The organism is Streptococcus oralis, assembly GCF_016028255.1.
Classification (GTDB): domain Bacteria; phylum Bacillota; class Bacilli; order Lactobacillales; family Streptococcaceae; genus Streptococcus; species Streptococcus oralis_AC.
Window position 1 is genome coordinate 907,533 of the sequence record NZ_CP065707.1, and the last position, 24,772, is coordinate 932,304.

Annotated in this window: 24 protein-coding genes and 2 pseudogenes; 10 read left to right on the forward strand and 16 right to left on the reverse strand. The window is 41.4% G+C overall.

All coding sequences use genetic code 11. From position 1 onward, the window contains the following. Positions 1-62: 62 nt before the first annotated feature. The 4 genes from tpx to I6G42_RS04440 form a co-directional block, all read right to left on the reverse strand. Positions 63-557, reverse strand: a complete 495-nt coding sequence (gene tpx, locus I6G42_RS04425) for a thiol peroxidase (RefSeq protein WP_038804846.1) — start codon at positions 555-557, stop codon at positions 63-65. Between the two features lie 117 nt (positions 558-674). After that, a complete protein-coding gene (locus I6G42_RS04430) occupies positions 675-1,607 on the reverse strand; it encodes a metal ABC transporter substrate-binding protein (protein WP_038804847.1) in 933 nt (310 codons plus the stop codon). Between the two features lie 26 nt (positions 1,608-1,633). Then, positions 1,634-2,482 carry a metal ABC transporter permease gene (locus tag I6G42_RS04435; RefSeq protein WP_000559799.1) on the reverse strand — a complete coding sequence of 283 codons (849 nt, stop codon included), beginning with the start codon at positions 2,480-2,482 and terminating at the stop codon, positions 1,634-1,636. Next, positions 2,479-3,201 (reverse strand): metal ABC transporter ATP-binding protein, encoded by a 723-nt coding sequence (locus I6G42_RS04440; RefSeq protein WP_038804849.1) that lies wholly within the window; start codon positions 3,199-3,201, stop codon positions 2,479-2,481. Before I6G42_RS04440 ends, I6G42_RS04435 begins: the two co-directional genes overlap by 4 nt. Positions 3,202-3,379: 178 nt before the next feature. Here I6G42_RS04440 and I6G42_RS04445 point away from each other — a divergent pair, with 178 nt between their 5' ends. Next, entirely contained in the window at positions 3,380-5,272 is a 1,893-nt protein-coding gene (locus I6G42_RS04445; RefSeq protein WP_038804850.1) for a M13 family metallopeptidase, read from the forward strand. A gap of 39 nt (positions 5,273-5,311) precedes the next feature. On the opposite strand, the gene I6G42_RS04450 is transcribed toward I6G42_RS04445, so the two are convergent. The 4 genes from I6G42_RS04450 to I6G42_RS04465 form a co-directional block, all read right to left on the reverse strand. Beyond that, positions 5,312-5,941 carry an MBL fold metallo-hydrolase gene (locus I6G42_RS04450; RefSeq protein ID WP_038804851.1) on the reverse strand — a complete coding sequence of 210 codons (630 nt, stop codon included), beginning with the start codon at positions 5,939-5,941 and terminating at the stop codon, positions 5,312-5,314. A gap of 83 nt (positions 5,942-6,024) precedes the next feature. Then, entirely contained in the window at positions 6,025-7,098 is a 1,074-nt protein-coding gene (locus I6G42_RS04455; RefSeq protein WP_038804852.1) for a DUF2974 domain-containing protein, read from the reverse strand. A gap of 111 nt (positions 7,099-7,209) precedes the next feature. Next, positions 7,210-7,986, reverse strand: coding sequence for a ferredoxin reductase (locus I6G42_RS04460; protein ID WP_038804854.1), 777 nt, complete (start codon positions 7,984-7,986; stop codon positions 7,210-7,212). Positions 7,987-8,071: 85 nt separating this feature from the next. Then, positions 8,072-8,641, reverse strand: coding sequence for a TetR/AcrR family transcriptional regulator (locus tag I6G42_RS04465; protein ID WP_033605317.1), 570 nt, complete (start codon positions 8,639-8,641; stop codon positions 8,072-8,074). Between the two features lie 325 nt (positions 8,642-8,966). On the opposite strand from I6G42_RS04465, the gene I6G42_RS04470 reads away from it, so the two are divergent. The 5 genes and pseudogenes from I6G42_RS04470 to I6G42_RS04485 all read left to right on the forward strand — a co-directional run bounded on the left by I6G42_RS04470 (position 8,967) and on the right by I6G42_RS04485 (position 12,402). Further along, positions 8,967-9,644, forward strand: a complete 678-nt coding sequence (locus I6G42_RS04470) for a response regulator transcription factor (protein ID WP_000548982.1) — start codon at positions 8,967-8,969, stop codon at positions 9,642-9,644. Then, a complete protein-coding gene (locus I6G42_RS04475) occupies positions 9,637-10,611 on the forward strand; it encodes a sensor histidine kinase (protein WP_038804855.1) in 975 nt (324 codons plus the stop codon). Before I6G42_RS04470 ends, I6G42_RS04475 begins: the two co-directional genes overlap by 8 nt. Before the next feature lie 6 nt (positions 10,612-10,617). After that, positions 10,618-10,716, forward strand: a pseudogene (locus I6G42_RS10330) (peptide ABC transporter); the annotation flags it as partial. Between the two features lie 55 nt (positions 10,717-10,771). Continuing rightward, positions 10,772-11,022, forward strand: a pseudogene (locus I6G42_RS04480) (hypothetical protein). Between the two features lie 330 nt (positions 11,023-11,352). Then, on the forward strand, positions 11,353-12,402 hold the full coding sequence (locus I6G42_RS04485; RefSeq protein WP_038804856.1) for a DUF389 domain-containing protein: 1,050 nt from the start codon (positions 11,353-11,355) through the stop codon (positions 12,400-12,402). 153 nt (positions 12,403-12,555) lie between these two features. Here I6G42_RS04485 and thrS read toward each other — a convergent pair whose 3' ends face one another. From thrS to I6G42_RS04500, 3 genes are all read right to left on the reverse strand, one after another. After that, on the reverse strand, positions 12,556-14,499 hold the full coding sequence (thrS, locus tag I6G42_RS04490) for a threonine--tRNA ligase (protein WP_038804857.1): 1,944 nt from the start codon (positions 14,497-14,499) through the stop codon (positions 12,556-12,558). Positions 14,500-14,509: 10 nt separating this feature from the next. Beyond that, entirely contained in the window at positions 14,510-15,133 is a 624-nt protein-coding gene (locus I6G42_RS04495; protein WP_038804858.1) for an ATPase AAA, read from the reverse strand. A 262-nt stretch (positions 15,134-15,395) separates the two neighbouring features. After that, a complete protein-coding gene (locus I6G42_RS04500; RefSeq protein WP_038804859.1) occupies positions 15,396-15,770 on the reverse strand; it encodes a hypothetical protein in 375 nt (124 codons plus the stop codon). Between the two features lie 197 nt (positions 15,771-15,967). Between I6G42_RS04500 and I6G42_RS04505 the strand changes: the two genes are divergently transcribed. From I6G42_RS04505 to I6G42_RS04515, 3 genes are all read left to right on the forward strand, one after another. Next, complete coding sequence (locus tag I6G42_RS04505; protein WP_038804860.1) at positions 15,968-16,810, forward strand: metallophosphoesterase family protein; 843 nt, start codon at positions 15,968-15,970, stop codon at positions 16,808-16,810. Between the two features lie 56 nt (positions 16,811-16,866). Beyond that, positions 16,867-17,304 carry an Rrf2 family transcriptional regulator gene (locus I6G42_RS04510; protein ID WP_038804861.1) on the forward strand — a complete coding sequence of 146 codons (438 nt, stop codon included), beginning with the start codon at positions 16,867-16,869 and terminating at the stop codon, positions 17,302-17,304. A gap of 67 nt (positions 17,305-17,371) precedes the next feature. Beyond that, positions 17,372-18,394, forward strand: a complete 1,023-nt coding sequence (locus I6G42_RS04515; RefSeq protein WP_038804862.1) for a YdcF family protein — start codon at positions 17,372-17,374, stop codon at positions 18,392-18,394. 68 nt (positions 18,395-18,462) lie between these two features. On the opposite strand, the gene I6G42_RS04520 is transcribed toward I6G42_RS04515, so the two are convergent. The 5 genes from I6G42_RS04520 to I6G42_RS04540 form a co-directional block, all read right to left on the reverse strand. Next, positions 18,463-19,245: a DUF4037 domain-containing protein gene (locus tag I6G42_RS04520; protein WP_038804863.1), complete on the reverse strand. Its 783-nt coding sequence runs from the start codon at positions 19,243-19,245 to the stop codon at positions 18,463-18,465. 130 nt (positions 19,246-19,375) lie between these two features. Next, positions 19,376-20,035: an amino acid ABC transporter permease gene (locus I6G42_RS04525; protein ID WP_038804864.1), complete on the reverse strand. Its 660-nt coding sequence runs from the start codon at positions 20,033-20,035 to the stop codon at positions 19,376-19,378. 9 nt (positions 20,036-20,044) lie between these two features. Further along, positions 20,045-20,722, reverse strand: coding sequence for an amino acid ABC transporter permease (locus I6G42_RS04530; RefSeq protein ID WP_038804865.1), 678 nt, complete (start codon positions 20,720-20,722; stop codon positions 20,045-20,047). A gap of 12 nt (positions 20,723-20,734) precedes the next feature. Continuing rightward, positions 20,735-21,529 carry a transporter substrate-binding domain-containing protein gene (locus tag I6G42_RS04535; protein WP_068981910.1) on the reverse strand — a complete coding sequence of 265 codons (795 nt, stop codon included), beginning with the start codon at positions 21,527-21,529 and terminating at the stop codon, positions 20,735-20,737. 10 nt (positions 21,530-21,539) lie between these two features. After that, positions 21,540-22,298 (reverse strand): amino acid ABC transporter ATP-binding protein, encoded by a 759-nt coding sequence (locus tag I6G42_RS04540; protein ID WP_033630238.1) that lies wholly within the window; start codon positions 22,296-22,298, stop codon positions 21,540-21,542. Positions 22,299-22,475: 177 nt separating this feature from the next. Here I6G42_RS04540 and recJ point away from each other — a divergent pair, with 177 nt between their 5' ends. Then, positions 22,476-24,698 carry a single-stranded-DNA-specific exonuclease RecJ gene (gene recJ / locus I6G42_RS04545; protein WP_038805616.1) on the forward strand — a complete coding sequence of 741 codons (2,223 nt, stop codon included), beginning with the start codon at positions 22,476-22,478 and terminating at the stop codon, positions 24,696-24,698. The last annotated feature ends 74 nt before the right edge of the window (positions 24,699-24,772 follow it).

Genomic DNA, 24,772 nt, shown 5'->3' on the forward strand with positions numbered 1-24,772 from the left:
CTCCATCTAGTATATCAAAAAAAGCTAGATTTCTCTAGCCTTCTGCCCTAATGGCCTTGATTTTAGTCCAGTTCTTTCACTGCAGCAATAGCAGCTTCAAAGTCTGGTTCCGTGTTAATGTTGTCAACGTATTCCACATAACGGATGATATTGTCAGCATCGAGAACAAAGACGGCACGTGCAAGGAGATGCCATTCGTTGATCAAGAGGGCATAATCACGTCCAAAAGAATGATCAAAGTAGTCTGAAAGCATGATGGCATTGTCAAGACCCTCAGCCCCACACCAGCGTCCTTGGGCAAATGGTAGATCCATAGAAACGGTAAGAACGACGGTGTTGTCGAAGTTAGCTAGTTCCTGGTTGAATCGACGTGTTTGTGTTGAGCAGATACCAGTATCGATAGAAGGGACAACACTCAAGACTTTTTTCTTTCCATCAAAGTCAGCTAGCGTTTTTTTAGAGAGATCGGTTGTCGTGAGAGAAAAGTCAAGTGCCTTGTCTCCGACTTGCAGTTGTTTACCTGTAAAGGTTACAGGATTTCCGAGAAAAGTGGTCATGAAACTACTCCATTCTTTTTTCTTTTATTTTACCGAGAATTGTCAGATTTTTCCAATGATTTGACTGAAAAGTGTAAAAAAACGCCTGTTCATGTGAGAACGACGTTTTTAAATGGACTATTTTGACAAGCCTTCAGCAATTTTGTCAAGGTTGTATTTCATCATGCTGTAGTAGCTGTCACCTTCTTTACCTTCTTCAGCAATTGAGTCAGTAAAGATTTGTGCGTAAATTGGAATATTTGTGTCTTGTGAAACAGTCTTCATTGGACGGTCATCGACACTTGATTCAACAAAGAGTGATGGAACTTTTGTTTGGCGAAGCTTTTCAACCAAGGTCTTGATTTGTTCAGGAGTACCTTCTTCTTCCGTGTTGATTTCCCAGATGTAGGCACTTGGGACACCGTAGGCTTTAGAGAAGTATTTGAAGCATCCTTCGCTGGTTACGATGAGTTTCTTCTCAGCAGGGATATTGTTAAATTTCTCTTTGGCTTCCTTGTCCAGTTTGTCTAGTTTTTCAGTATAGTCTTTGAGATTTTTTTCGTAGAATTCCTTGTTGCTAGGATCCTTAGCGATGAGCTGTTTAGCGATATTTTTGGCATAAATCATCCCATTTTCAAGGTTGAGCCAAGCGTGTGGGTCTTCTTTGCCTTTTTCGTTTTGACCTTCAAGGTAGATGATGTCTACGCCGTCACTAACTGCATAGTAGTCTTTGTTTTCAGTTTTCTTGGCATTTTCGACCAATTTGGTAAACCAAGCATTGCCACCTGTTTCAAGGTTGATACCGTTATAGAAAATCAAATCAGCTTGAGAAGTTTTCTTTACGTCTTCAGGAAGTGGTTCGTACTCGTGTGGGTCTTGACCAACAGGAACGATACTATGAAGATCAATCTTGTCACCAGCGATATTCTTAGTAATATCAGCGATGATAGAGTTAGTGGCTACAACTTTTAGTTTTTGGTTTGTAGATGCTGTGTCTTTTTTCCCGCTAGCACAGGCAGCTAATCCAATGATAGAAAGAAAAAGAACGAGCAATGTACCTAATTTTTTCATTAGATTCCTCCAGAAGGGTTTCCCCGTTATTTAATGATTTTTTTGTTTTTCAGTTTCAAGTATCGTTGCTTAGGAGAGATAAAGAAACTGATTAGAAAGAAGCTGGCGGATGTGAGCACGATGCTGGATCCCGCTGCGAGATTGAAACTATAGCCGATAAAGAGTCCCAAGACAGAAGCGGTTGCCCCTAGGGTTGATGAAAGAAAAATCATGCTCTTTAGGCTATTAGCATAAAGGTAAGCCGTCGCAGCTGGGGTGATCAACATGGCCACGATAAGAATAGTTCCAACACTTTGCATGGCAGTGACTGACACAAGGGTCAAGAGCACCATGAGCAGATAGTGGTAGAAATTGACGGGCATTCCCATGGCTTTAGCCAAAAGCTCGTCAAAGGATGTAATCAATAGTTGTTTAAAGAAAATCCCGATAATCAAGAGAATCAATGCCCCCACACCGATGGTGATCCACATATCCGTATCTTGGACAGCGAGGATATTCCCAAAAAGGATATGAAAGAGGTCTGTCGAACTCTTGGCAACACTAATCAAGATGACACCTAAGGCTAAGAAAGATGAAAAGGTAATACCAATGGCAGTGTCACTCTTGATGATCGAGTTTCCCTTGATGTAGGTAATGATGATGGAAGCCATCAAGCCAAAGATGATTGCTCCGATAAAGAAATCAATTCCCAAGATAAAGGAAAGGGCTACGCCGGGCAAAACTGCGTGAGAGATGGCATCTCCCATGAGAGACATTCCGCGTAGGATGATAAAACATCCCACGGCTCCAGCAACGACTCCGATGACTATAGCTGTTATCAAGGCGTTTTGTAGGAAATGGAAATTTTGCAATCCATTGATAAATTCTGCTATCATAGGTCACCTCCATTGAAAAAGAGTTTGCTACCGTAGGCCTTTTTGAGATTGGCCTCGGTAAAGGTTTCTTCGGTCGGACCAAGGTCTATTAATTCTCGATTGAGAAGCAAAACTTGGTCGAAATAATGGGGGACTTTACTGAGGTCATGATGGACGATGAGAACTGTTTTACCAGCCTTTTTAAGGTCTCTCAGCGTATTCATGATAATCTCTTCGCTAACCGAGTCAATCCCGACAAATGGCTCATCTAGAAAAATGTAGTCAGCTTCCTGCACTAAACAGCGGGCAATCAACACACGTTGAAATTGTCCGCCTGAGAGCTGGCTGATTTGGCGATCAGCATAGTCTGATAGTCCAACGATTTCAAGTGCATCTGCCACTTTTTTCCAGTGGCTGGCCTTTAAGGTGTGAAAGAGTGGGATGGATGGATAGAGTCCCAGAGAGACGCATTCCTTGACCTTGATAGGGAAATTGTAGTCGATATGGATTTTTTGCTCGACATAGGCAACTCGATGTAAAGATTTCTTGACTTCTTTGTCGTCGAGAAAGGCCTGACCTTCATGTGGGATAATTCCCAACATACCTTTTAATAAAGTTGATTTTCCAGCACCATTTGGACCAATAATTCCGGTAATCGTTGGTCCTTGGAGCACTAGTGAGATATCCTTTAGTGCCAACGTTTCTTTGTAGGAGACACTGAGGTGTTCAATACGTATCATACAGTTGTTTTCCTCCTGCCTTTTAATATACCTTAAAAAAAAAATTAAGTCAAGTTAATTTTTGAAAAATTTAAAATAATAACTGAAAAATGAAGAGAAAAGAGAAACCATTTTTAATTGCATTCCCAAGTGTTTTTTGCTAAGCTAAGAATAAGTGAAAAATGAAAGCGAGAACAAGATGACACGTTATCAAGATGATTTTTATGATGCAATCAATGGCGAATGGGAAAAAACAGCTGTCATTCCAGCTGACAAATCTCGAACAGGTGGTTTTATTGACCTTGATGAAGAGATTGAAGAGTTGATGCTGGCAACTACAGACAAGTGGTTGGCAGGTGAGGAAGTCCCAGAGGATGCTATCCTCGCCAACTTTGTTAAGTACCATCGCATGGTACGCGATTTTGATAAGAGAGAAGCAGATGGGATTAAGCCCGTCCTTCCTCTACTCAAGGAATACCAAGACTTAGAAAGTTTTGCAGATTTTACCAGCAAACTAGCAGAGTTTGAACTAGCTGGTAAACCAAACTTCCTTCCATTTGGTGTTTCACCAGACTTTATGGATGCCAGAACCAATGTTCTCTGGGCCAGTGCACCAGGAACGATTTTGCCAGATACGACCTACTATGCGGAAGACCATCCTCAACGTGAGGAGCTCTTAACGCTTTGGAAGGAAAGTACTACGAATCTTCTCAAAGCCTATGATTTTTCAGATGAGGAAATCGCAGATTTGCTAGAGAAGAGATTGGAATTGGATCGTCGTATCGCAGCAGTAGTCCTTTCAAACGAAGAAAGTTCAGAATATGCCAAACTCTATCATCCATACGCTTATGAAGATTTCAAGAAATTCGCCCCTGCTCTACCTCTAGATGACTTTTTCCAAGCCGTTCTTGGGCAAGTGCCTGACAAGGTTATAGTAGATGAGGAACGTTTCTGGCAAGCAGCAGACCAATTTTACAGTGAAGAAGCTTGGCCTCTACTCAAAGCAACCTTGATTTTGGCTGTGGTCAATCTTTCAACAAGCTATCTTACAGATGAGATTCGCGTCTTGTCAGGTGCCTATGGACGTGCCCTTTCAGGTGTTCCAGAAGCTCAGGACAAGGTCAAGGCAGCCTATCACTTGGCCCAAGGTCCTTTCAAGCAAGCCCTTGGTCTCTGGTATGCGCATGAAAAATTCTCCCCAGAAGCAAAGGCGGATGTAGAGAAAAAAGTAGCGACTATGATTGACGTTTATAAGGAACGTTTGGCTAAGAACGACTGGCTCACTCCTGAAACGCGTGACAAGGCCATCGTCAAACTCAATGTCATCAAGCCTTATATCGGTTATCCAGAAGAATTGCCAGCACGCTACAAGGACAAGGTGGTCGATGAAACGGCTAGTCTTTTTGACAATGCCCTAGCCTTTGCGCGTGTGGAAATCAAGCACAGCTGGGGCAAGTGGAACCAACCTGTTGACTACAAGGAGTGGGGTATGCCTGCTCACATGGTTAATGCCTACTACAATCCTCAGAAGAACTTGATTGTCTTCCCAGCGGCCATTTTACAGGCTCCATTCTATGACTTGCATCAGTCGTCTTCTGCTAACTACGGTGGTATTGGTGCTGTTATTGCCCACGAGATTTCTCATGCCTTTGACACAAATGGCGCTTCCTTTGATGAAAATGGTAGTCTCAAGGATTGGTGGACAGAGAGTGACTATGCCGCCTTTAAAGAAAAAACGCAAAAAGTTATCGACCAATTTGATGGCCAAGAATCTTACGGCGCAAGGATCAACGGAAAACTAACCGTATCAGAAAACGTTGCCGACTTGGGAGGAATTGCTGCAGCCCTTGAAGCTGCCAAGAGAGAACCAGACTTCTCTGCTGAAGAATTCTTCCACAACTTTGCTCGTATCTGGCGCATGAAAGGTCGTCCGGAGTTGATGAAACTCATGGCTAGTGTCGATGTCCACGCGCCAGCTAAACTCCGTGTCAACATCCAAGTACCCAACTTCGATGACTTCTTTACAACTTATGATGTAAAAGAAGGCGACGGTATGTGGCGCGCACCAGAGGATCGTGTGATTATTTGGTAAGACTAAAACCAAGGATAGCATCCTTGGTTTTTTTGCTTGCTAGAAAAAGGGATTAAAAGTCTTTTCGTGAGCGATAGTCGTAGCTGGACCATGGCCGGGGTAGACGTCGTAGTTAGGAAGAGTGAAGAGTTGAGTCTGAATGCTATGGAGGAGTTGTTCCATGCTACCAGTAGGGAGGTCGGTCCGTCCGATGGTTTCGCGGAAAAGAGCATCTCCCGTCAAGACTAGATGGGCATCAGGAAAGACTAGGGAAACACCACCGATAGAGTGGCCTGGGGTTGGTAGGGCAGTAAAACGGAATTCTTCAAGCTGGTATTCTTCATGAAAAACAAAGGTGTGCTCAGCAGGTTTTGAGACCACATCTTCCATGTCATCATGTCGAGGGAGACCAGAGAGATTATCTACAGGTGTATAAAGCCAAGATGCTTCACTCTCTGCTACATAAACTGGGGGATTTCCAAAAGTATCTCTGACCAAGTCAAGACTCATAATATGGTCGTAGTGGGTGTGGGTCAGCAGAATCGCGCAGACTGGTTTGTTGATTTTCTCGATGGTCTTGCGAATGGCTTCCCAATGGCTACCTGGGTCAACCACAATCAGGTGATGGTCTCCCTCTATGTAGTAGGTGTTTTCATAGGCAACAGGATTGACAGTTTTATGGATTTTCATAGGATTTCCTCTCTCAAAGAATGTACTGATATCAGTATAACACAGAAGAGAAGGCTTAGGGTATTAGAAAGTATTTTTATACCTTAACGATTTTTCCAAGCTTGGTAACGGGTATCAATCAAGAGTTGGGTTAAGCGTCCCATGGTTTCTCTTTCTTCGGGAGTGAGGGATTGAGCTTGGACAAAGAGATGGTGAACGTGTTCAATGACCTTGAAGGAAGAAAGATCGTTGATAGAGGAGATGCCTGCATCAAGAATAATTCCAAAAAAGAGGTCAAAGTAGAGCTGCAGTTCCGTATCAGGGACAGTTTCAACCCATTCCTTGAAGGTTGTATCGACTTGCTGGCTGTCACTATTGGTCTCGTCCAGTTGGACAAAGTGTTTGTCTTCAACCTGCCAACTAAAGGTGTCGTGCTGAGCAAGGCCACCTAAGGCGGTGCTTCGAACGACGATTTTTTTATCTGGAATTTCCAGCATCATCCCGATGATAGACCCTTGTGGGATAAATACTTTCGTTCTTTCCATCATGTTTTGATAGCCTGGTGTTTTGGTTAGTTCCTTGTGAAGTCCAGGTGCATCAAAAGTATAGACAGAGATAATATTTTTCTGCAAGTTTGGATCAAGTTGACTGGCAGCATAGACAGCTAGATTGCCTCCTTTTGAGTGTCCTGCTAGGATAACCTTTTGCTTAGGATGTTGAGCAAAAAAATTCTCTAAATACTGGAGGGCATGTTTTTGAGCTGGAATTTCTTTCATATAGGTCATATGAAAATCTTCTTTCCAACCGATGATACTATCATCCGTTCCGCGAAAAACAAGCAAATAGGTATCGAGACTGATACGATAAGTCATGGCTGCAAACTGTTTTTGCAATTCAGGATTGATATCATTGATAAAGTTTGAGAGTTTGCAATTTTTAAAGCGTTTGTGTTGAGAGAGTTGGTCCAACAACTGGAGGCGGTTCTTATTGGTCAGCATAGTCTTTTCTCTAGGGATTTGAGGTGCAAGATCTATGAGACGCTTTGGTTCTTGGGTGACTACATCATCGAAAGCAAGATAGGTTAATTCAGTCAAGGCAAGAACATCTAACTCATTCATGGGGAGATCATAAAAGGAATCGTATGCTACATCATTCAGGTAGTCAAAAATATTAGCCATAAAAGCTCCTTTCTCTATGTTTATCCTATCACATTTACCTAGAATTAGCTAGTAGACTTGTTCGAATGACCTAGTAGGGTTTGATTGAAATATATAGAAGATAGATTGCTCCTATTTCAAACCTCTAAACGAGCTTACTTGTATGTTATTGCTATCAATCCCATTTTCCTTTAAAAAATTCGTCATTTCTTTAACATCATCAGGCTGACCTGTGATGAGATAGCTGGCTTGATTGCCGTATTCATCAATAGCACGTTTTACAAATTCTTGACTTTGAGAAAAATCATCGCTAGTTTTATAAGTAAAATTCGGTGTTTTTTGAGCCAGTTCTTTCATCTCATTATCGAAAATAGTAACTCCTTTGTCAAAATGGTTGAGAATAATCGGACATTTACCAGCCCATTCTTTGATAAGGGGGCGTAGAGTAGAAATACCAACATCAGATGCAAAGCAAACTAGTGGCTGATTCGTATCTTTAATGGTTAAAGAGGAATCCAACCAACTCATCTCAATCTTACTGCCAGACGGTAAATGTGTCAAGGTGTTCTTAAAGTGGCTACCACTATGATGAGTTAAAATGAGGATTTCATCTTCATCAGGTGTGGAGGCAATGGTTAGCCATCGACTGGTTTGCTCTCCCTTAGCTTCATATTTACTAGCAGTAGACGAGGTATCAGGGAGTGTAAACTTAGCATAAGCCCCAGCTTTCCAGATTTGATGACTCGGTTTTGTGATATGAATTAAATATAGATCTCCGCTGGGGTTTTCGATGGATTTTATCGATAATGTCTGGCTTCGTCCAAGATAAGCGATGGCACCCCAAGTTATAATACATAGCGCTCCAAGTGTTGATAGAATGATAATAAACATTTTTTTACCTCTTTTCATTTTTTATGACTCCTGTTCTTAAATTTATGAATGAACTTAAAAATAATTCATTCATATCTTTTCAAAAAATAAAGAAATCCATTCTTTATTTTAGAACTCCTTTAATGAAGTTGGTTGCAAGTATTTCAACAGTTTTGCCAATATCTGGAAAATCTTTTTCCGTGATATGCATATCCATATAGTAAAAAAGATTATAAACCTGTAAAATATCTTGAATCTTTTCTGGCGAGTACCCTTCAGCCTGCATGCGATTTGTAAAAGTTTTAACTAGAAACTGATGAAAAGGATTTGCGACTTTGCCTTCTTCCGAGGAATAGTAGCTGTGCAACTCATCTGCGATGGCAGGATTGTACCATTCTGCAAGGATTTTATTGGAAGAAACGAGAGTTCTGGACTGAGCAAATAGTTGACCAATGAGGTCGATCATGTCAATTTCCCAATCCAGTTCTTCGATCATAGCTTGGCGAACACGGTTGTTTTCATCTATATAGATGTCTAGAAAAATGGCTTCTTTACTCTCGTAATAGTTATAAAAAGAACCAACTGCAACACCAGCTTGCCTAGCAATTTCTGAAATACCTGTTGCCTTGTAACCTTTTTTCGAAAAAACTTCATAGGCTGCTGTCTTTAAAGATTGTTTTTTGTCCAATAGGATTTAACCTCCTTTATTTTATGAATGAATGAATAGAATTTTTTGTTCATTCATATTCTAACAAATCATGGCTAGCTTGTCAATAAGAAGGCTAGATCTATTAAATAAGTTAAAGAAACGCTAACTAAATGAGCACAAAAAGGAAAATATAGGATAAGGCTGGAACTATAATTAAAAATAAGGTATGATATCAGTGGGAATGTTCTCTATTTAGCATCTGTTTTCTTATCTGGATTTGGGAAATAGGCTTCTAAACAGTATGAGATACTGATCCGTAAATCTGATATGAAGGGTTTTGATACTTTGAGAAATAACAAAGGAGGAGCGCATGCACAAGATTTTACTAGTAGAAGATGACCAAGTTATTCGGCAACAAGTGGGGAAACTGCTCTCTGAGTGGGGCTTTGAGGTCGTTTTGGTAGAAGATTTTATGGAAGTATTGAGCCTTTTTGTCCAGTCAGAACCTCATTTGGTCCTCATGGATATTGGCCTGCCACTCTTTAATGGTTACCACTGGTGCCAGGAAATTCGTAAGATTTCCAAGGTACCTATCATGTTTCTGTCTTCGAGAGATCAGGCTATGGATATCGTCATGGCAATCAATATGGGAGCGGATGACTTTGTAACTAAGCCTTTTGACCAGCAGGTCCTCCTTGCTAAGGTTCAGGGCTTGTTGCGCCGTTCCTATGAGTTTGGGCGGGATGAAAGTTTGCTAGAGTATGCAGGTGTAATCCTCAATACCAAGTCTATGGACCTGCACTATCAGGGGGAGGTCCTGAGTTTGACCAAGAATGAATTTCAAATTTTGCGAGTGCTGTTTGAACATGCTGGCAATATCGTGGCGCGTGATGACTTGATGCGGGAACTCTGGAATAGCGACTTTTTCATCGATGACAATACCTTGTCTGTCAATGTTGCTCGCTTGCGTAAAAAGTTGGAGGAGCAAGGTTTAGTAGGCTTTATCGAAACCAAGAAAGGGATAGGATACGGACTGAAACATGCTTGATTGGAAATCATTTTGTCTAGCCTATCTGCGTTCTCGCAGTCGCGTTTTTACCTATATTTTTTCATTAGGCTTTCTCGTCCTTCTCTTTCAGTTTTTATTTGCTAGTCTAGGAACTTATTTTCTTTATTTCTTTCTGCTCAGTAGTTTTTTGACCTTCTTATTTTTGGCTTGGGATATTTTTGCAGAAGCTCAGGTTTACCGGCAGGAAGTACTCTATGCTGAGCGAGACCCCAAGTCTCCTCTAGAATGTGCGCTAGCAGAAAAGCTCGAAGAGCGTGAATCTGAATTGTATCAAAAGAAGTCTGAGGCTCAGAGCAAGCTGACGGATTTGCTGGATTACTACACCTTGTGGGTTCATCAGATCAAGACCCCCATTGCGGCTAGTCGACTTTTAGTGGCAGAAGTCTCTGATCGGGAGGTCAAGCAGCAACTGGAACAGGAAATCTTTAAGATTGACTCCTATACCAACCTGGTGTTGCAGTACCTGCGTTTAGAGAGCTTCCATGATGACTTGGTATTTGAAAAGGTTCAAGTGGAGGATTTGGTGAAGGAAGTGGTTCGCAAGTATGCCCTTTTCTTTATCCAAAAAGGACTGACGCTCAATCTCCATGACCTTGACAAAATCATCGTGACTGATAAGAAATGGCTGTTGGTCGTCATTGAACAAATCCTTTCAAACAGTCTCAAATACACCAAGGAAGGTGGGCTAGAGATTTATATGGAAGGTCAGGAGCTCTGTATCAAGGATACGGGAATCGGGATTAAAAACAGCGATGTGCTCCGAGTCTTTGAACGTGGCTTTTCAGGCTACAATGGTCGTTTGACTCAGCAGTCATCTGGCCTTGGTCTTTACTTATCTAAGAAAATTTCTGAAGAACTGGGCCACCAGATTCGCATCGAGTCTGAGGTTGGAAAAGGAACAACAGTACGCATCAAGTTTTCCAATAGGAATCTGATGATTGAGTGAGCATAGTTGATGATGACCTTATCCATCTGTGGAATTTTTGTTCTAGTCTATATCTCTATTTTCATGATAATGTCTAGAAGTTACCGTAAGATTGTCCAGATGTAAAAAATGTTACACTAGGAAACGACTAGAATATAGTCAAAAAATAAAAGAGGCAAAAATGAAAGAAAGTTATTTTGACGGAGGAATCCTAGATTATATTGGATACTCTATCTTAGTAGCCATAATTTTCAGGCTTACCTTGGGGATCGCAACATCTTGGGCGGTTTGCATGATGCAAAATTGAAAACCAAACACACGGTAGTGGATGAGCAACGTCTATACTTTGACGGGACTGGAGCACAACTGTTCGGCAACTGGATCAAGGGGTTTCTTCTAACCATCATCACGTTTGGGATCTATGGCTTCTGATTGAAAATAAAAATGAAGCAATGGATTGTCGAACACACCAATCTTGTTTAAAGATTAAAACGGCATCTTCTTTCAGAGGAGATACCATTTTTTTTCTTTTTCGTATAAGGAAACAAAAGTTTCTTCCTTCTCTATCTGTTCAATTGATATATTTCTTCAGAGAAAGACTGTAAAATTTTTGATACAATGTTAAGGATAGACTGACGGATGCTTAAAAGATAATTTTCAAAAAAATAACAGGTGAGAATTAAAAATATGTAAGATTGAAAAGAAGTCTCTCTGCCATCATCCAAGCAGAAACAAGATTATATGAAATAAAAGGAGTAACCAATGACCGGAAATTATTCAACACGTGAATACCGTGAGAAATTATATGATGATCTTCATGTTCGATTAAGAGATATAGTGATTTTGATGTGTGCGATTTTTATTGCCTCTATAGGTTTAAATATGAATTCAACAGCTGTCATTATTGGAGCCATGCTGATTTCCCCTCTTATGACATCGATTGTTGGACTCGGATTTGGTTTAGCTATTTTTGATACGCGTTTAATCAAGCAATCTTTAGAGGTTTTATTTACTCAAGTATTGGTCAGCTTGCTTGTTTCGACTCTGTATTTCTGGATTTCCCCCTTATCTTATGCAAGTAGCGAGTTGATTGCACGAACCTCTCCAACCATTTGGGATGTTCTCATTGCTATTGCTGGTGGGATAGCAGGTGTAATTGGGTCAAGGAAAAAAGAAGCAAACAATATCGTGCCAGGAGTAGCCATTGCAACAGCTCTGATGCCACCTATCTGTACTGCAGGATATGGTTTAGCTAACGGAAATGTACGATTTTTATTTGGGGCTCTCTATCTTTTCTTGATCAACTGTGTCTTTATCATGCTAGCCAACATTATTGGAACAAGAATTTTGATGAGAAAATCTCCCTTAAGTTCATTTAATGAGCTAAACATTAAAATGAAAATTGGCTTGATATCCTTGATTGTATTATTGGTTCTTCCAGCCAGCTATTCAGCAGTCACTCTGACGATGGATCAAGCACGAAAAGAAGGGATCAAACAGTTTGTAGGAAAAGAATTCGCCAATCACACGGTCATTAATCAAGTCTATAAGTCAAGGGACAATGAATTAGTCTTGACGGTTGTTGGAGATCCGATTTCAGAAGAAGAATTAGAAAGGATCCACCAAAAACAAGCCTCTTACGGTATTCAATCTGTTCAATTAAAAGTCAATCAAGTCCATAATTCGATAAAATTAGATAGTGAGATGACCAAGGAATTTTATGAAAACATTAACAAGTATATCGATCAAAAACTCTCTGAAAAGGATTCGCAAAAAGATCTCGTAAAAGAAAATGAAGCAGACAAGGATTGAGGATAGTCAACTTATCTAACTCATGAAAGCAAATCTTGTGTGGTGGTTTGACCAATCACTACTAGCTCAGATTAAATAAAATATAAAAAGCAACAGCTGAAATAGTTGTTGCTTTTTCTGGCTCTGAAAAATGTTTCTCAGACTGTGATTGTTTTATTTCTCAACGCGTGATTTGTTGGCGATATCAGCTAGGATAGCTTGAACAAAGTCATCAACTGAGACAGTTTGTGTTTCTTTTTGGCCATAGCGACGAACGTTGACTGTTCCGTCTTCCATTTCCTTGTCCCCAACGATCAATTGGTAAGGAATCTTGCTTGTTTGTGAAGCACGGATCTTGAACTGCATTTTTTCATTGCGTTCATCTACATCTGCACGGACACCACGGTCACGGAGTTTCTTGGCTACTTCCCAAGCGTAGTCCACATGTTTTTCGTTAGATACTGGGATAAGGGTCACTTGATGTGGTGCAAGCCATGTTGGGAAGGCACCCTTGTAGTTCTCAATCAAGATAGCTGTGAAGCGTTCCATGGTTGAGATAACCCCACGGTGAATCATGACTGGACGGTGCTCTTCGCCATCAGCTCCGATGTATTTGAGGTCGAAGCGTTCTGGCAACAAGAAATCGAGCTGGATCGTAGAAAGAGTTTCTTCTTTACCGAGGGCAGTTTTAACCTGGATATCCAATTTTGGTCCGTAGAAGGCTGCTTCACCTTCAGCTTCAAAGTAGTCCAGTTCCATATCATCCATAGCTGCTTTCAACATGCGTTGTGCATTTTCCCACATCTCATCGTTGTCAAAGTATTTGTGTTTATCTTCTGGGTCACGATAAGACAAGCGGAAACGGTAATCTGTCAAATTAAAGTCTTCATACACGTCGATGATCAATTGAAGAATTTTCTTGAATTCTTCCTCAATTTGTTCTGGAGCTACAAAAGTATGACCATCATTTAGGGACATTTCGCGTACACGTTGAAGACCTGTAAGGGCGCCAGATTTTTCATATCGGTGCATCATGCCAATTTCAGCGATACGGATTGGTAATTCACGGTATGAGTGTACATGATGTTTATAAACTTCGATATGGTGAGGACAGTTCATTGGGCGGAGGACAAACTCTTCACCATCCCCCATGTCCATAGTTGGGAACATATCTTCACGGTAGTGATCCCAGTGACCAGAAGTTTTATAGAGTTCCACTGAGGCAATTGGTGGAGTGTAAACATGTTGGTAGCCTGCAGCGATTTCCTTGTCAACAATGTAGCGCTCCAATTCACGACGGATAGTGGCTCCGTTTGGTAACCAAAATGGTAAACCTTGTCCGACTTCTTGTGAAATCATGAAGAGATCAAGCTCTTTACCGAGTTTACGGTGGTCACGTTCCTTGGCTTCTTCACGCATTTGAAGGTAGTTCTTCAAGTCTTTCTTGTCAAACCAAGCTGTACCGTAGATTCGTTGCATCATCGCGTTGTCGCTATTTCCACGCCAGTAGGCACCGGCTACGTTGAGCAGGTGGAAGATTTGGATACGACCTGTTGATGGGACGTGAGGACCACGGCAGAGGTCTACATATTCGCCCTGACGGTAGATAGTCAAACCGCCTTCGTCTTCTGAGTGTTCTTCAATCAATTCCAATTTGTAAGGGTCGTTCTTGAAGATTTCACGGGCCTCGTCTTTGGTAACTTCTTCACGGATTGATGGGAAGTTTTCTTTAACGATTTTCTTCATTTCTTCTTCGATACGAGGCAGGTCCTCATTAGAGATTTGACCAGCTTGATTGTCCGTATCGTAGTAGAAACCGTCTTCGATAGCTGGACCGACACCCAAATGAATGTCTGGGAAGAGGCGACGAGCTGCTTGGGCAAACAAGTGAGCAGCTGAGTGGCGCAAGATTGGCAGAGCATCTTCGTGATCAGACGTCACGATTTCGATGCTTCCATCTTCAGTGATAGCACGAGTAGTGTCGATGAGTTTGCTGTTGAATTTACCAGCAAGAGCTTTTTTAGCTAGGGAATTGCTGATGGATTGAGCAATTTCAAAAGTAGTAACGCCGGATTCGAATTCACGAACAGCGCCATCTGGGAAAGTAATCTTAATCATGGTTTTCTCCTTAAATATTTATTCTATTTTTATTGGACAATTTTAAGAGCCGAGCAACTTCTTCCGCAGTCTGATTTTCTGACTGACTACCATCTGTTACGAGACTAGGATAGCCTAATCTCACCGCTTCCTGCCGAACCATTTGGGCAAAAAGAATGTCTCGTTGCATCCAGTTTTCAAAAGCTTGCTCAGAGTTGGTTGTACCCTCTAAGACATAAGGAACCCATTCTCTCTGTCTATAATGCTTTTTCTGAAAATCAGCTGTCGGAGTCAAGCATAGATAGGAAGATGCTGGGCATTCAAGCTCCTTTACCAAGTGAGGCAAAAGTCCTGCCCCCTCCACCAAGAGAGGTTTATCTTGATTTTTTATCAAGTAAGATTTCACATAAGGAAAAATCTCTTCATAAAAGCGCCATTCTTCATCTGCCATCTCTTCTGGATTTCTCATCCAGATTTGTTCTGGATTTCTATCCTGCCTAAGAAGGCAAATCGGCTGTGAGTCTGCACTTGCTTGACTCATCATCTCTTCTATCAAATCATCTAGTTTGATATGAAGTAGTTGATACTGTCTAGCAAGAAGTGAGGTAATTGTTGACTTTCCACTGCAAGGCGATCCGCCAATCATATAAAGCATCGTTCTTCCTCCTTCTGACAAAACAAAAAGCGACATCCTCGAAAGGACGTCGCAACGTGGTTCCACCTTCATTTATGTTCCTCAAAAAAGAGGGACACCTCTGATTGGCTTTAACGTGGCCACCGTTTTATGTTTTCATAAAAGTCAGTAGAGTAGTATCAGTTTAGACTCTCTATGCGTTTCCAGCAACCACGCACTCTCTAGTAGAAAGGTACTAAGTGACTTGTCTCTATGCATTATTATAGCATGATTGCGAGATTTTTCAAGGATTTTGTGAAAGTTTTTTATTTTTTCCTTGCTGGAGCATATATTTAATACCTGAACCTGAAGCCATACCAAGTAGGGCAAAGAGTTCATAAGCTAGGAAATAAACGAGAATGAATTCATTGAAAGTGATGATGGTAAAGCAATAGAGAAGAGCAATACCGAGCAACCACCACAGTGAGAATTGGAAACGGTAGCTATAAAGAAGGGACACGATGAAGGTTGCCAAAGGTGAAAAGAGGATGATGTTGTAAATGTAAAGCCCTTTCAGCGTATAAGGGTCAGATATCAGCAGCAAAAGCAACTCATAGAGGGGCCAGTAAAAGAAGAAAATGACAAGGCAGTATGGAATATACTTAAGATATTTCCGCATGGCAATAGTCCTCCAATCTACAAAAATTGAGAGATGTTGAAGACCACATGATCCTAAATGAAGGGGAACTCTCTACCTATATTATAGCACGTCTTGGAAGCCTTTACAAGTTAATCCAGTGAGTAGTGATAGTGCTCTTTTTGAGTGTTTTCTGCTATAATACTAACAAAAGAAGTAAGAGGAAATGAGGAGAAAGAATGACTAAAATAGCAGTTCTTTCAGATATACATGGAAATATGACAGCTCTGGAAGCTGTACTGGCTGATGCAAGAGCGGCAGAGGTAGAAGAGTATTGGCTTTTGGGAGATATTCTCATGCCTGGAACAGGACGTAGAAGGATATTGGATCTCTTAGCTAGCTTGCCCATCACTGCAAGAGTGCTGGGAAATTGGGAGAATAGTCTCTGGCGTGGTTTGCATCGCAAGCTAGATCCAACAAAAGCTAGTCATCGCTATCTCCTACGCCAATGCCAGTATATCTTAGAAGAGATTAGCCCTGAAGAAATCGAAGACCTCCACAATCAACCCATGCAAGTTCATCGTCAGTTTGGTGATTTGACGGTAGGAATCACCCACCATCTCCCTGATAAAAACTGGGGTAGAGAGTTGATTCATACGGGAAAACAAGAAGATTTTGATAGATTGGTGACGGAGCCGCATGCCTCTATCGCAGTGTATGGGCATATTCACCAACAGTTTCTTCGTTACGGAAGTGACGGACAGTTGATTCTTAATCCAGGTTCGATTGGGCAACCCTTCTTTTTAGATGCGCAGTTGCGTAAGGACCTGCGGGCTCAATATATGATTTTAGAGTTTGATGAGGCAGGTTTGTCTGATGTTGGTTTTCGTCGAGTGAATTATGATGTAGAAGCCGAATTGCAGCTGGCTAAGGATTTAAAACTCCCTTATTTCCAGATTTACTATGAAAGTTTGATAAATGGGATTCACCATACTCATAATCAGGAACTTCTGTATGAAATTGCCCAAGAACAAGGGCATGATGCCGAGTTGGATGCATGGCTGGATGGTGGTAATAATTGACATTACAACGCAAAAGGGTATAATGGGTATCATATAGGATGTGAAAGGATAAGAAGATGCAAATTTCAAGTCGATTTACGATTGCGACTCATATGTTGATCATCATTGCCATCAAGAGTCAAGAGAGCAAGGTAACCAGCGATTTTCTCGCAGCCAGTGTTGGAGTCAATCCAGTCATTATTCGCAAAACCTTGTCTCAACTCAAAAAAGCTGAACTGATATCAGTTGCGCGTGGGACGGGCGGTACCGAGATTATCAAAGACCTCCAAGATATTAGCCTTTTTGATGTTTATCAGGCAGTCGAATGTTTAGGAAAATCTGGTAAACTCTTTAGTTTCCATGACAATCCCAACCCTAACTGTCCAGTAGGGGCAAATATCCATGAAGTTTTGGATCAAAAATTGCTGGATATCCAAGAAGCGATGGAAAACCAACTTCGTCAGACGAGTCTGGCTCAGGTTGTAGCTGAAACTCAAGATAAAATGATTAAGTAAGAGGGCTGGAGTCCTCTTTTTCTATTGCTATAATTATGGTACAATGTAGTCATCAAAGGAGGAGACTATGTACTTTATCACAGGATTTTTTGTCCTACTTTTTCTCGTTTCGTTTTTAAGGGACAATCGCAGTCTCTGGAATCCAGCTCTCTTGCTTTTGTCTCTGCTCTTTTCTTATATATCCATTGCCAATCTTTTTTACGAAGCTGGGCAGAAAGAAGTGCACATGGTTTTCTTTGCAGGGATTTTTCTCCTGCTACCTCTTTTAGTTTTTCTAAGTGGTTTTTTCCTTATTTATAATGGATTTGTGTTATTGAAAAAAGAAGGAAAATCCAAGGCAAATTATTTGTCTCTAGGATTAGGCTGCGTGATTCTATTCTTTTTTGTGATCATGGCGATTCGAGTGAGCGATACCAATGGCTTGTTCTACACCAATCATCTAGTGAATATTATCTTTTTCTTTTTGATTTATTCGTATTTGATTTTTGGTTTTGCCTTTGCAGGATTTCTGCTTTATTCTATCCTGTATCTTTTTATTCCTAAGAAAAAATATTATGATTTTATTATCATTCACGGAGCAGGTTTGTTGAATGGAGAAAAAGTGACTCCCTTACTGAAGAGTCGCATTGATAAGGCAGTAGAAGCTTATCACCAGTCTCTCAATCCAAATGTTAAAATCATCGCAAGTGGTGGTCAAGGTGGGGATGAGAAGATTTCTGAAGCTCAAGCGATTTGTAATTATTTACTAGAAGAAACGGATGTTCCGAGAGAAGCAATTCTCCTAGAGGAAAGCTCGACCACGACCTATGAGAATCTTCTCTTCTCAAAAGAAATGGGAGAGAAACTGGTAGAAAGTCCACGCTTTCTCTTTGTAACCAATGATTACCATGTTTTTCGTACCAGTACCTATGCTCGCCGTATTGGGATGAAGGGAGATGGTCTTGGTTGCCGTACAGCCGCCTACTATATTCCATCAGCCTTTATCAGAGAATATATTGCCCTATGTGTGAAGATAAAATGGATTTTTATCGCCTTTTATGTTTTGTTGATTTTAGCTCTGATTTTCTCTTATAGGGGTATTTTATGGTAATATATGAAAAAAATCTCCGTTAGGAGATTTTTTGTAAAATTCATGTAGTCATTATTATTCAATTTTGCTTATGGCAAAATGGCTTTTAGTTCCTTCAGGATAGTTTGCAAGGTTACGATCGCTTGTTCTCCTTGTTGCGGTTGGTAGAGTAGTTGGAAATAGTCGCGAATAGTTTCTTCAAATTGTTTAGGGAGGAGAGCGCAATTGCTCTTAGCATAGTCGAGCATTCGTTTTTCACCTGGATGAGTTTGCTCATTGAGGGCAAACAGCAAGTCAAAGTAGGAAGCAAAAAATTCACTTGTACGATGATTCATGCTGATAAGATCTTGACGTTTGATAGCTTTTTCAATTTGATGAGAGAAGGCAGGCATGGTTTGTTCTAGTAAAAGGAGTTGCCTTTCAATGATATGTTTTTTAAGTTCCTGAGGATAGGGAATCTGGTAAGTCTTTTGGAGAGAAGCATAGCGTCCATTTGGATCGTATAGGATTTTGCTATGGAGTAGATTGTGCCACATACAGGTTGTATAAGCGTTTTGGGGTTGATGCTGAAAAACAGTTGAGTTTAGTTCTTGCTCAAACGACTCCAGTGAACGATAAATCAACTCGATTTCGACACCGTTATTTAGCACGCAGTCGTCCTCTAGTTCCCAAAACTGGTTTCCAATTTCCATATAGGAGCAATAGTTGCTAAGAATGATTTGACGAGTTTTCTCGTCAATAGGTGAGTTAAGATAGACATAAACGTCATAGTCAGAATTTTGATCATAGTTTTGTCCTGCACGAGAACCACCAAGAGCGATAGCTTCTACTTGCTCCAGTTGAGAGAATTCTTTGCAAAGGTCGTGGATCATGATTTTTCTCCTTGCTTTATGGTTTTAAAGTCATTTTACCAAAAAGTAAAACGTTTGCATAGCATTGAGTTGCTCTTTTTCATTTATAGCAAGAAATGTGAACCCTTGTTTTGAGTTCACATTTCTTTTTTTATTCTGCGGCTTGCTTCCAACGTTTGGCAAGCATGCGGGATAGACTTGAAATTGCTAGGTTAAAGCTGAAATAGATCAGAGCAATCAAGATATAAAGACTGAAGACCTGCTCTGGTTCGAAATAGCGTCCCATGAGAATTTGGCTGGAGCCAAAGAGTTCTTGTAGAGCGATAACAGAGTAGAGAAGACTGGTATCCTTAATCACAGTTACAAACTGAGAAATGATAGCTGGCAGCATTTTACGGATCGCTTGTGGGAGAATGATATGGTAGAGGATTTGCGCAGAGGTAAATCCTTGAGACATTCCTGCTTCGTATTGTCCCTTGTCTACGGCATTGAGGCCGCCTCGGATAATCTCAGCCAAGGCTGCTGATGTAAAGAGGGTGAAGGCCGTAATACCAGCTGGTGTTGACTTCATCTTGAAAACCAAAAAGATAGTGAAAATCCAAAGAAGGTTGGGAACATTACGCACAAATTCGATATAAATGCTGGAGATGATTCGCAAGATAGGATTCTTTCCATTTCTCATGACTGCAAGTACAGTCCCGATAAGGGTAGAGAGGACGATGGCAATCAGAGAAATGTAGAGGGTCAAGCCGAATCCTTTAAAGATAAAAGCTAGGTTATCTGGGGTCAAAACTTCTAAAATAGATTCCATAGTAACCTCCTAAAGTGAATAGGCTTTTTTGTTGGCTTGCTCCATCTTGCGACCAAACTGGGCGACAGGGAAGCAAAGGGCAAAGTAGAGTAGGGCAGCACCTAGAAAGGCTGGGATGTAGTTTCCGTTGAGAGCTGACCAAGACTTGGTCACAAACATCAAGTCCACTCCAGAGATGATGGCAACAGTTGAAGTATTCTTGATAAGGTTAACGATTTGGTTGGTCAAAGGAGGGAGGATGATACGGATGGCCTGAGGCAAAATAATCAAGTGCATGGCACTGATATAGGTGAAACCTTGCGACAAGGCAGCCTCCATCTGTCCACTTGGTATAGACTGAATCCCTGAACGAATGACCTCAGCGATATAAGCACCGTGATAGAGTCCGACGCAGAGAACAGCTGTCCAATAAATCGGAATCATGATGGTATGGTCACTGATAAGAGGTAGACCATAAAAAACGATGACAAACTGCACCAAGAGGGGAGTATTTTGGTAAAATTCGACAAAGATACGAGCTAGGATTCGTAAGAATGGACGTTTACTGGTTGACATAGCTCCGAAGAAGATGCCCAAAACCATAGCTAGGATAAAGGATCCAATTGCTAGGGCAAGAGTGAAGAGGAAACCATTGAAAAATTGTCCAAAATCCTGAAAATAGGCTGTCCAAGATGATAAATCTGTCATGGGGTGTCCTCCTTAATCTGCAGTATGGCTAGATGGTTTGAGCTTGTAACGGTCATAAAGTTTCTGCAAACTACCGTCCTTGCTCCATTTGGTGACCAAGTTATCAAGATAATCGTTGAGTTCGGTATTTGATTTCTTGGTAACGATACCGTAGTCAGATGGCTTGAAACTATCATCTAGCAGTTCTGTCCGTTTACTGGTGTAGCCAGACAGGATAGAGCGGTCCACGGAAAAGGCATCAATACGGTGAGCGTGAAGGGAAGTAATCAATTCTGGGTAGGAACCAAGTTCGACGAATTTAAAGGTCAAACCTTTCTTTTTACCTAGTTCGGTAATCAGGCGTTGAGTAATGGAACCTTGGGCAACTCCGATCGTTTTACCATTTAGGTCCTCGATGCTTTTGATGTTGGCAGATTTATTGACCAAAAAGCCAGAAGCGTCCGTGTAGTAGGGACTGGTGAAGTTGTAGAGTTTTTTACGTTCTTCTGTGATGGTGAAGGTCGCGATATCCATGTCGACCTGTTCATTGTCTAGAAGGGGGCCACGGGTTTGAGCGGTAACAGGCACATAGCGAACCTTGACCTTGAGCTCGTCCGCAATCATCTTGGCAAGGTCAGTTTCGATACCAGAATAAGTCCCTGTCTTGGGATCCTTGTAGCCGAAATTGGGAACATCTTGTTTCACACCGACAACTAGTTCGCCTCTTTTTTGAATGTCTGCGACGCTAGTATCGGCTTGGACTGGTTTGGCTAAAGCAAGGCTGAAAAGGCTGATCAATAATGCTGATAAAAAGAGTTTCTTTTTCATAGGCGCCTCCTTATTTGACTTTGTCACTTTCGTGGTTGATAATTTTGCTGAGGAATTGTTGGGCACGGGGTTCGCTTGGATTGTCGAAAAAGTCATCGACATCTGTCGTATCCACTAAAACTTCTCCGTCGGCCATAAAGATGATACGGTCAGCAACTTCACGGGCAAAGCCCATTTCGTGGGTAACGATGATCATGTTCATCCCGTCATGTGCCAGTTTCTGCATAACTGCTAGAACATCTCCGATAGTCTCAGGATCAAGAGCAGATGTTGGCTCATCAAAGAGGAGGAGCTCCGGATGCATAGCGAGTCCGCGTGCGATGGCAATCCGTTGTTTTTGTCCACCAGATAGCATGGCTGGATAAGAATCTTTTTTGTCCCACATATTTACAAATTCCAAATATTTTTGGGCTGTTTTTTCAGCTTCTTTTTTATCAATTCCTAGAACTTTTATGGGCGCTAACGTTACATTTTCTAACACAGTTTTGTGTGGATAAAGGTTAAAATGTTGGAAAACCATGCCAACTTCCTTGCGAAGGGGAACCAAATCCTTCTGACTTGCACCTGCTACTTGGTGTCCATTGACTAGAAGACTTCCTTTGTCTACAGCCTCCAAACCATTGATGGTGCGGATAAGAGTGGATTTCCCAGAACCGGAAGGTCCAAGCAGGACAACAACTTGTCCTTTTTCAAAACGGAGATTGATGTCGCGGAGTGCATGATAATCTCCGTAATATTTTTCGACGTTTTTAAATTCTACTAAAGTCATGAGATATCTCCTTTATGTTAGGTTTTATGACATAATTTTACAACAAAAGAATGTTCTTGTCAAATCATATCTGAAAAAAATTCACTAAAATGTTATAAAAAAGCAATCAGGATAGAGAAAAAGCCTAAATCGTGTTATAATAAAACGATAGAATTCTTAGAAAGAGTGGATGTTTTTTTGATAACTCCTACTTATGAATGGCAGTTTGCCCCGCAGGTTGAAGATGCGGATTTTACAAAGATAGCCAAGAAGGCTGGGCTGGGTCCTGAGGTGGCTCGCTTATTATTTGAAAGAGGGATTCAGGATGAAGAAAGTCTAAAGAAGTTTTTAGAACCTTCTTTAGAGGAGTTACATGACCCCTATCTACTCCATGATATGGATAAGGCAGTGGAGCGGATTCGTCAGGCCATTGAAGAAGGGGAAAATATTCTCATCTATGGAGACTACGATGCGGATGGTATGACTTCGGCCTCGATTGTGAAGGAAAGTTTGGAGCAGCTGGGGGCTGAGTGCCGTGTTTACCTGCCCAATCGCTTTACAGATGGCTATGGCCCCAATGCCAGTGTTTATAAATACTTTATCGAGCAAGAGGGAATTTCCTTGATTGTGACAGTGGATAATGGGGTTGCGGGTCACGAAGCCATTGAACTAGCCCAGTCTATGGGAGTAGATGTCATTGTGACTGACCACCATTCCATGCCTGAAATCTTACCAGATGCCTACGCCATTATCCATCCTGAGCATCCAGATGCGGACTATCCTTTCAAATATTTGGCTGGTTGTGGAGTGGCTTTCAAGCTGGCTTGCGCCCTTTTAGAGGAAGTGCAAGTGGAACTGCTTGATTTGGTTGCTATCGGTACCATTGCAGATATGGTGAGCTTGACAGATGAAAACCGTATCTTGGTTCAATATGGTCTGGAAATGCTGGGGCATACTCAGCGTATTGGCTTGCAAGAAATGCTGGAAATGGCTGGGATTTCTGCTAATGAAGTGACAGAAGAAACGGTTGGTTTCCAGATTGCTCCTCGTTTAAATGCCTTAGGCCGCTTGGATGATCCCAACCCTGCCATTGATTTGTTGACTGGCTTTGATGATGAGGAAGCGCATGAAATTGCCCTCATGATTCATCAGAAAAACGAAGAACGTAAGGAAATCGTTCAGTCAATCTATGATGAAGCTAAGACCATGGTGAATCCTGAGAAGAAGGTCCAGGTTTTGGCCAAGGAAGGCTGGAATCCTGGCGTTCTGGGTATCGTGGCTGGGCGCTTGCTAGAGGAATTGGGGCAGACAGTTATCGTTCTTAATATAGAAGATGGTTGTGCCAAGGGTAGCGCTCGTAGTGTGGAAGCAGTTGATATTTTTGAAGCCTTGGATCCCCACCGAGATCTCTTCATAGCCTTTGGAGGCCATGCTGGTGCAGCAGGAATGACGCTGGAAGTGGAGAAACTCTCAGATTTATCTCAGGTCTTGGAAGAATATATCCGTGAAAAAGGTGCAGATGCTAGCGGTAAGAACAAGTTAAATCTAGATGAAGAGCTAGACTTGGAGACTCTTAGTTTAGAAACGGTCAAAAGCTTTGAACGCTTGGCGCCTTTTGGAATGGACAATCAGAAACCAGTTTTTTATATTAAGGATTTTCAGGTCGAAAGTGCCCGTACCATGGGGGCAGGTAATGCCCATCTCAAGCTGAAAATTTCTAAGGGTGAAGCTAGTTTTGAAGTGGTGGCTTTTGGTCAAGGAAGATGGGCGACAGAGTTTGCTCAAACAAAAAAACTTGAATTGGCAGTCACCTTGTCTGTCAATCAATGGAATGGTCAAACTGCCCTCCAGTTGATGATGGTGGATGCGCGTGTGGAGGGTGTTCAACTCTTTAATATTCGTGGGAAGAATGCAGTCTTGCCAGAAGGGGTTCCAGTCTTGGACTTTTCTGGAGACTTGCCAGATCTAGCGACCAGTGAAGCGGTTGTTGTGAAAACCATTCCTGAGGATATTACACTGCTTAAGACTATATTTAAGGAACAAAATTTCTCTGCGGTCTATTTCAAAAATGACATTGACAAGGCCTATTATCTAACAGGTTATGGGACTAGGGAACAGTTTGCCAAATTGTACAAGACGATTTATCAGTTCCCAGAGTTTGATATTCGCTATAAACTCAAGGATTTGGCGGCTTATCTCAATATCCAACAAATCTTGCTGGTCAAGATGATTCAAGTATTTGAAGAACTAGGCTTTGTGACGATCAAAGATGGTGTCATGACAGTCGATAAAGAAGCGCCAAAAAGGGAAATCGCTGAAAGTCAGATTTACCAAAATCTCAAACAAACCGTCAAAGATCAAGAAATGATGGCACTGGGGACAGTGCAAGAAATGTATGATTTTTTGATGGAAGAAAACTAAAGAATAGGAAAGAGTTGGGCAACCAGCTCTTTTTTGGAAGCAAATCTTCATTTTGAAAATCATCAAAAAAATGG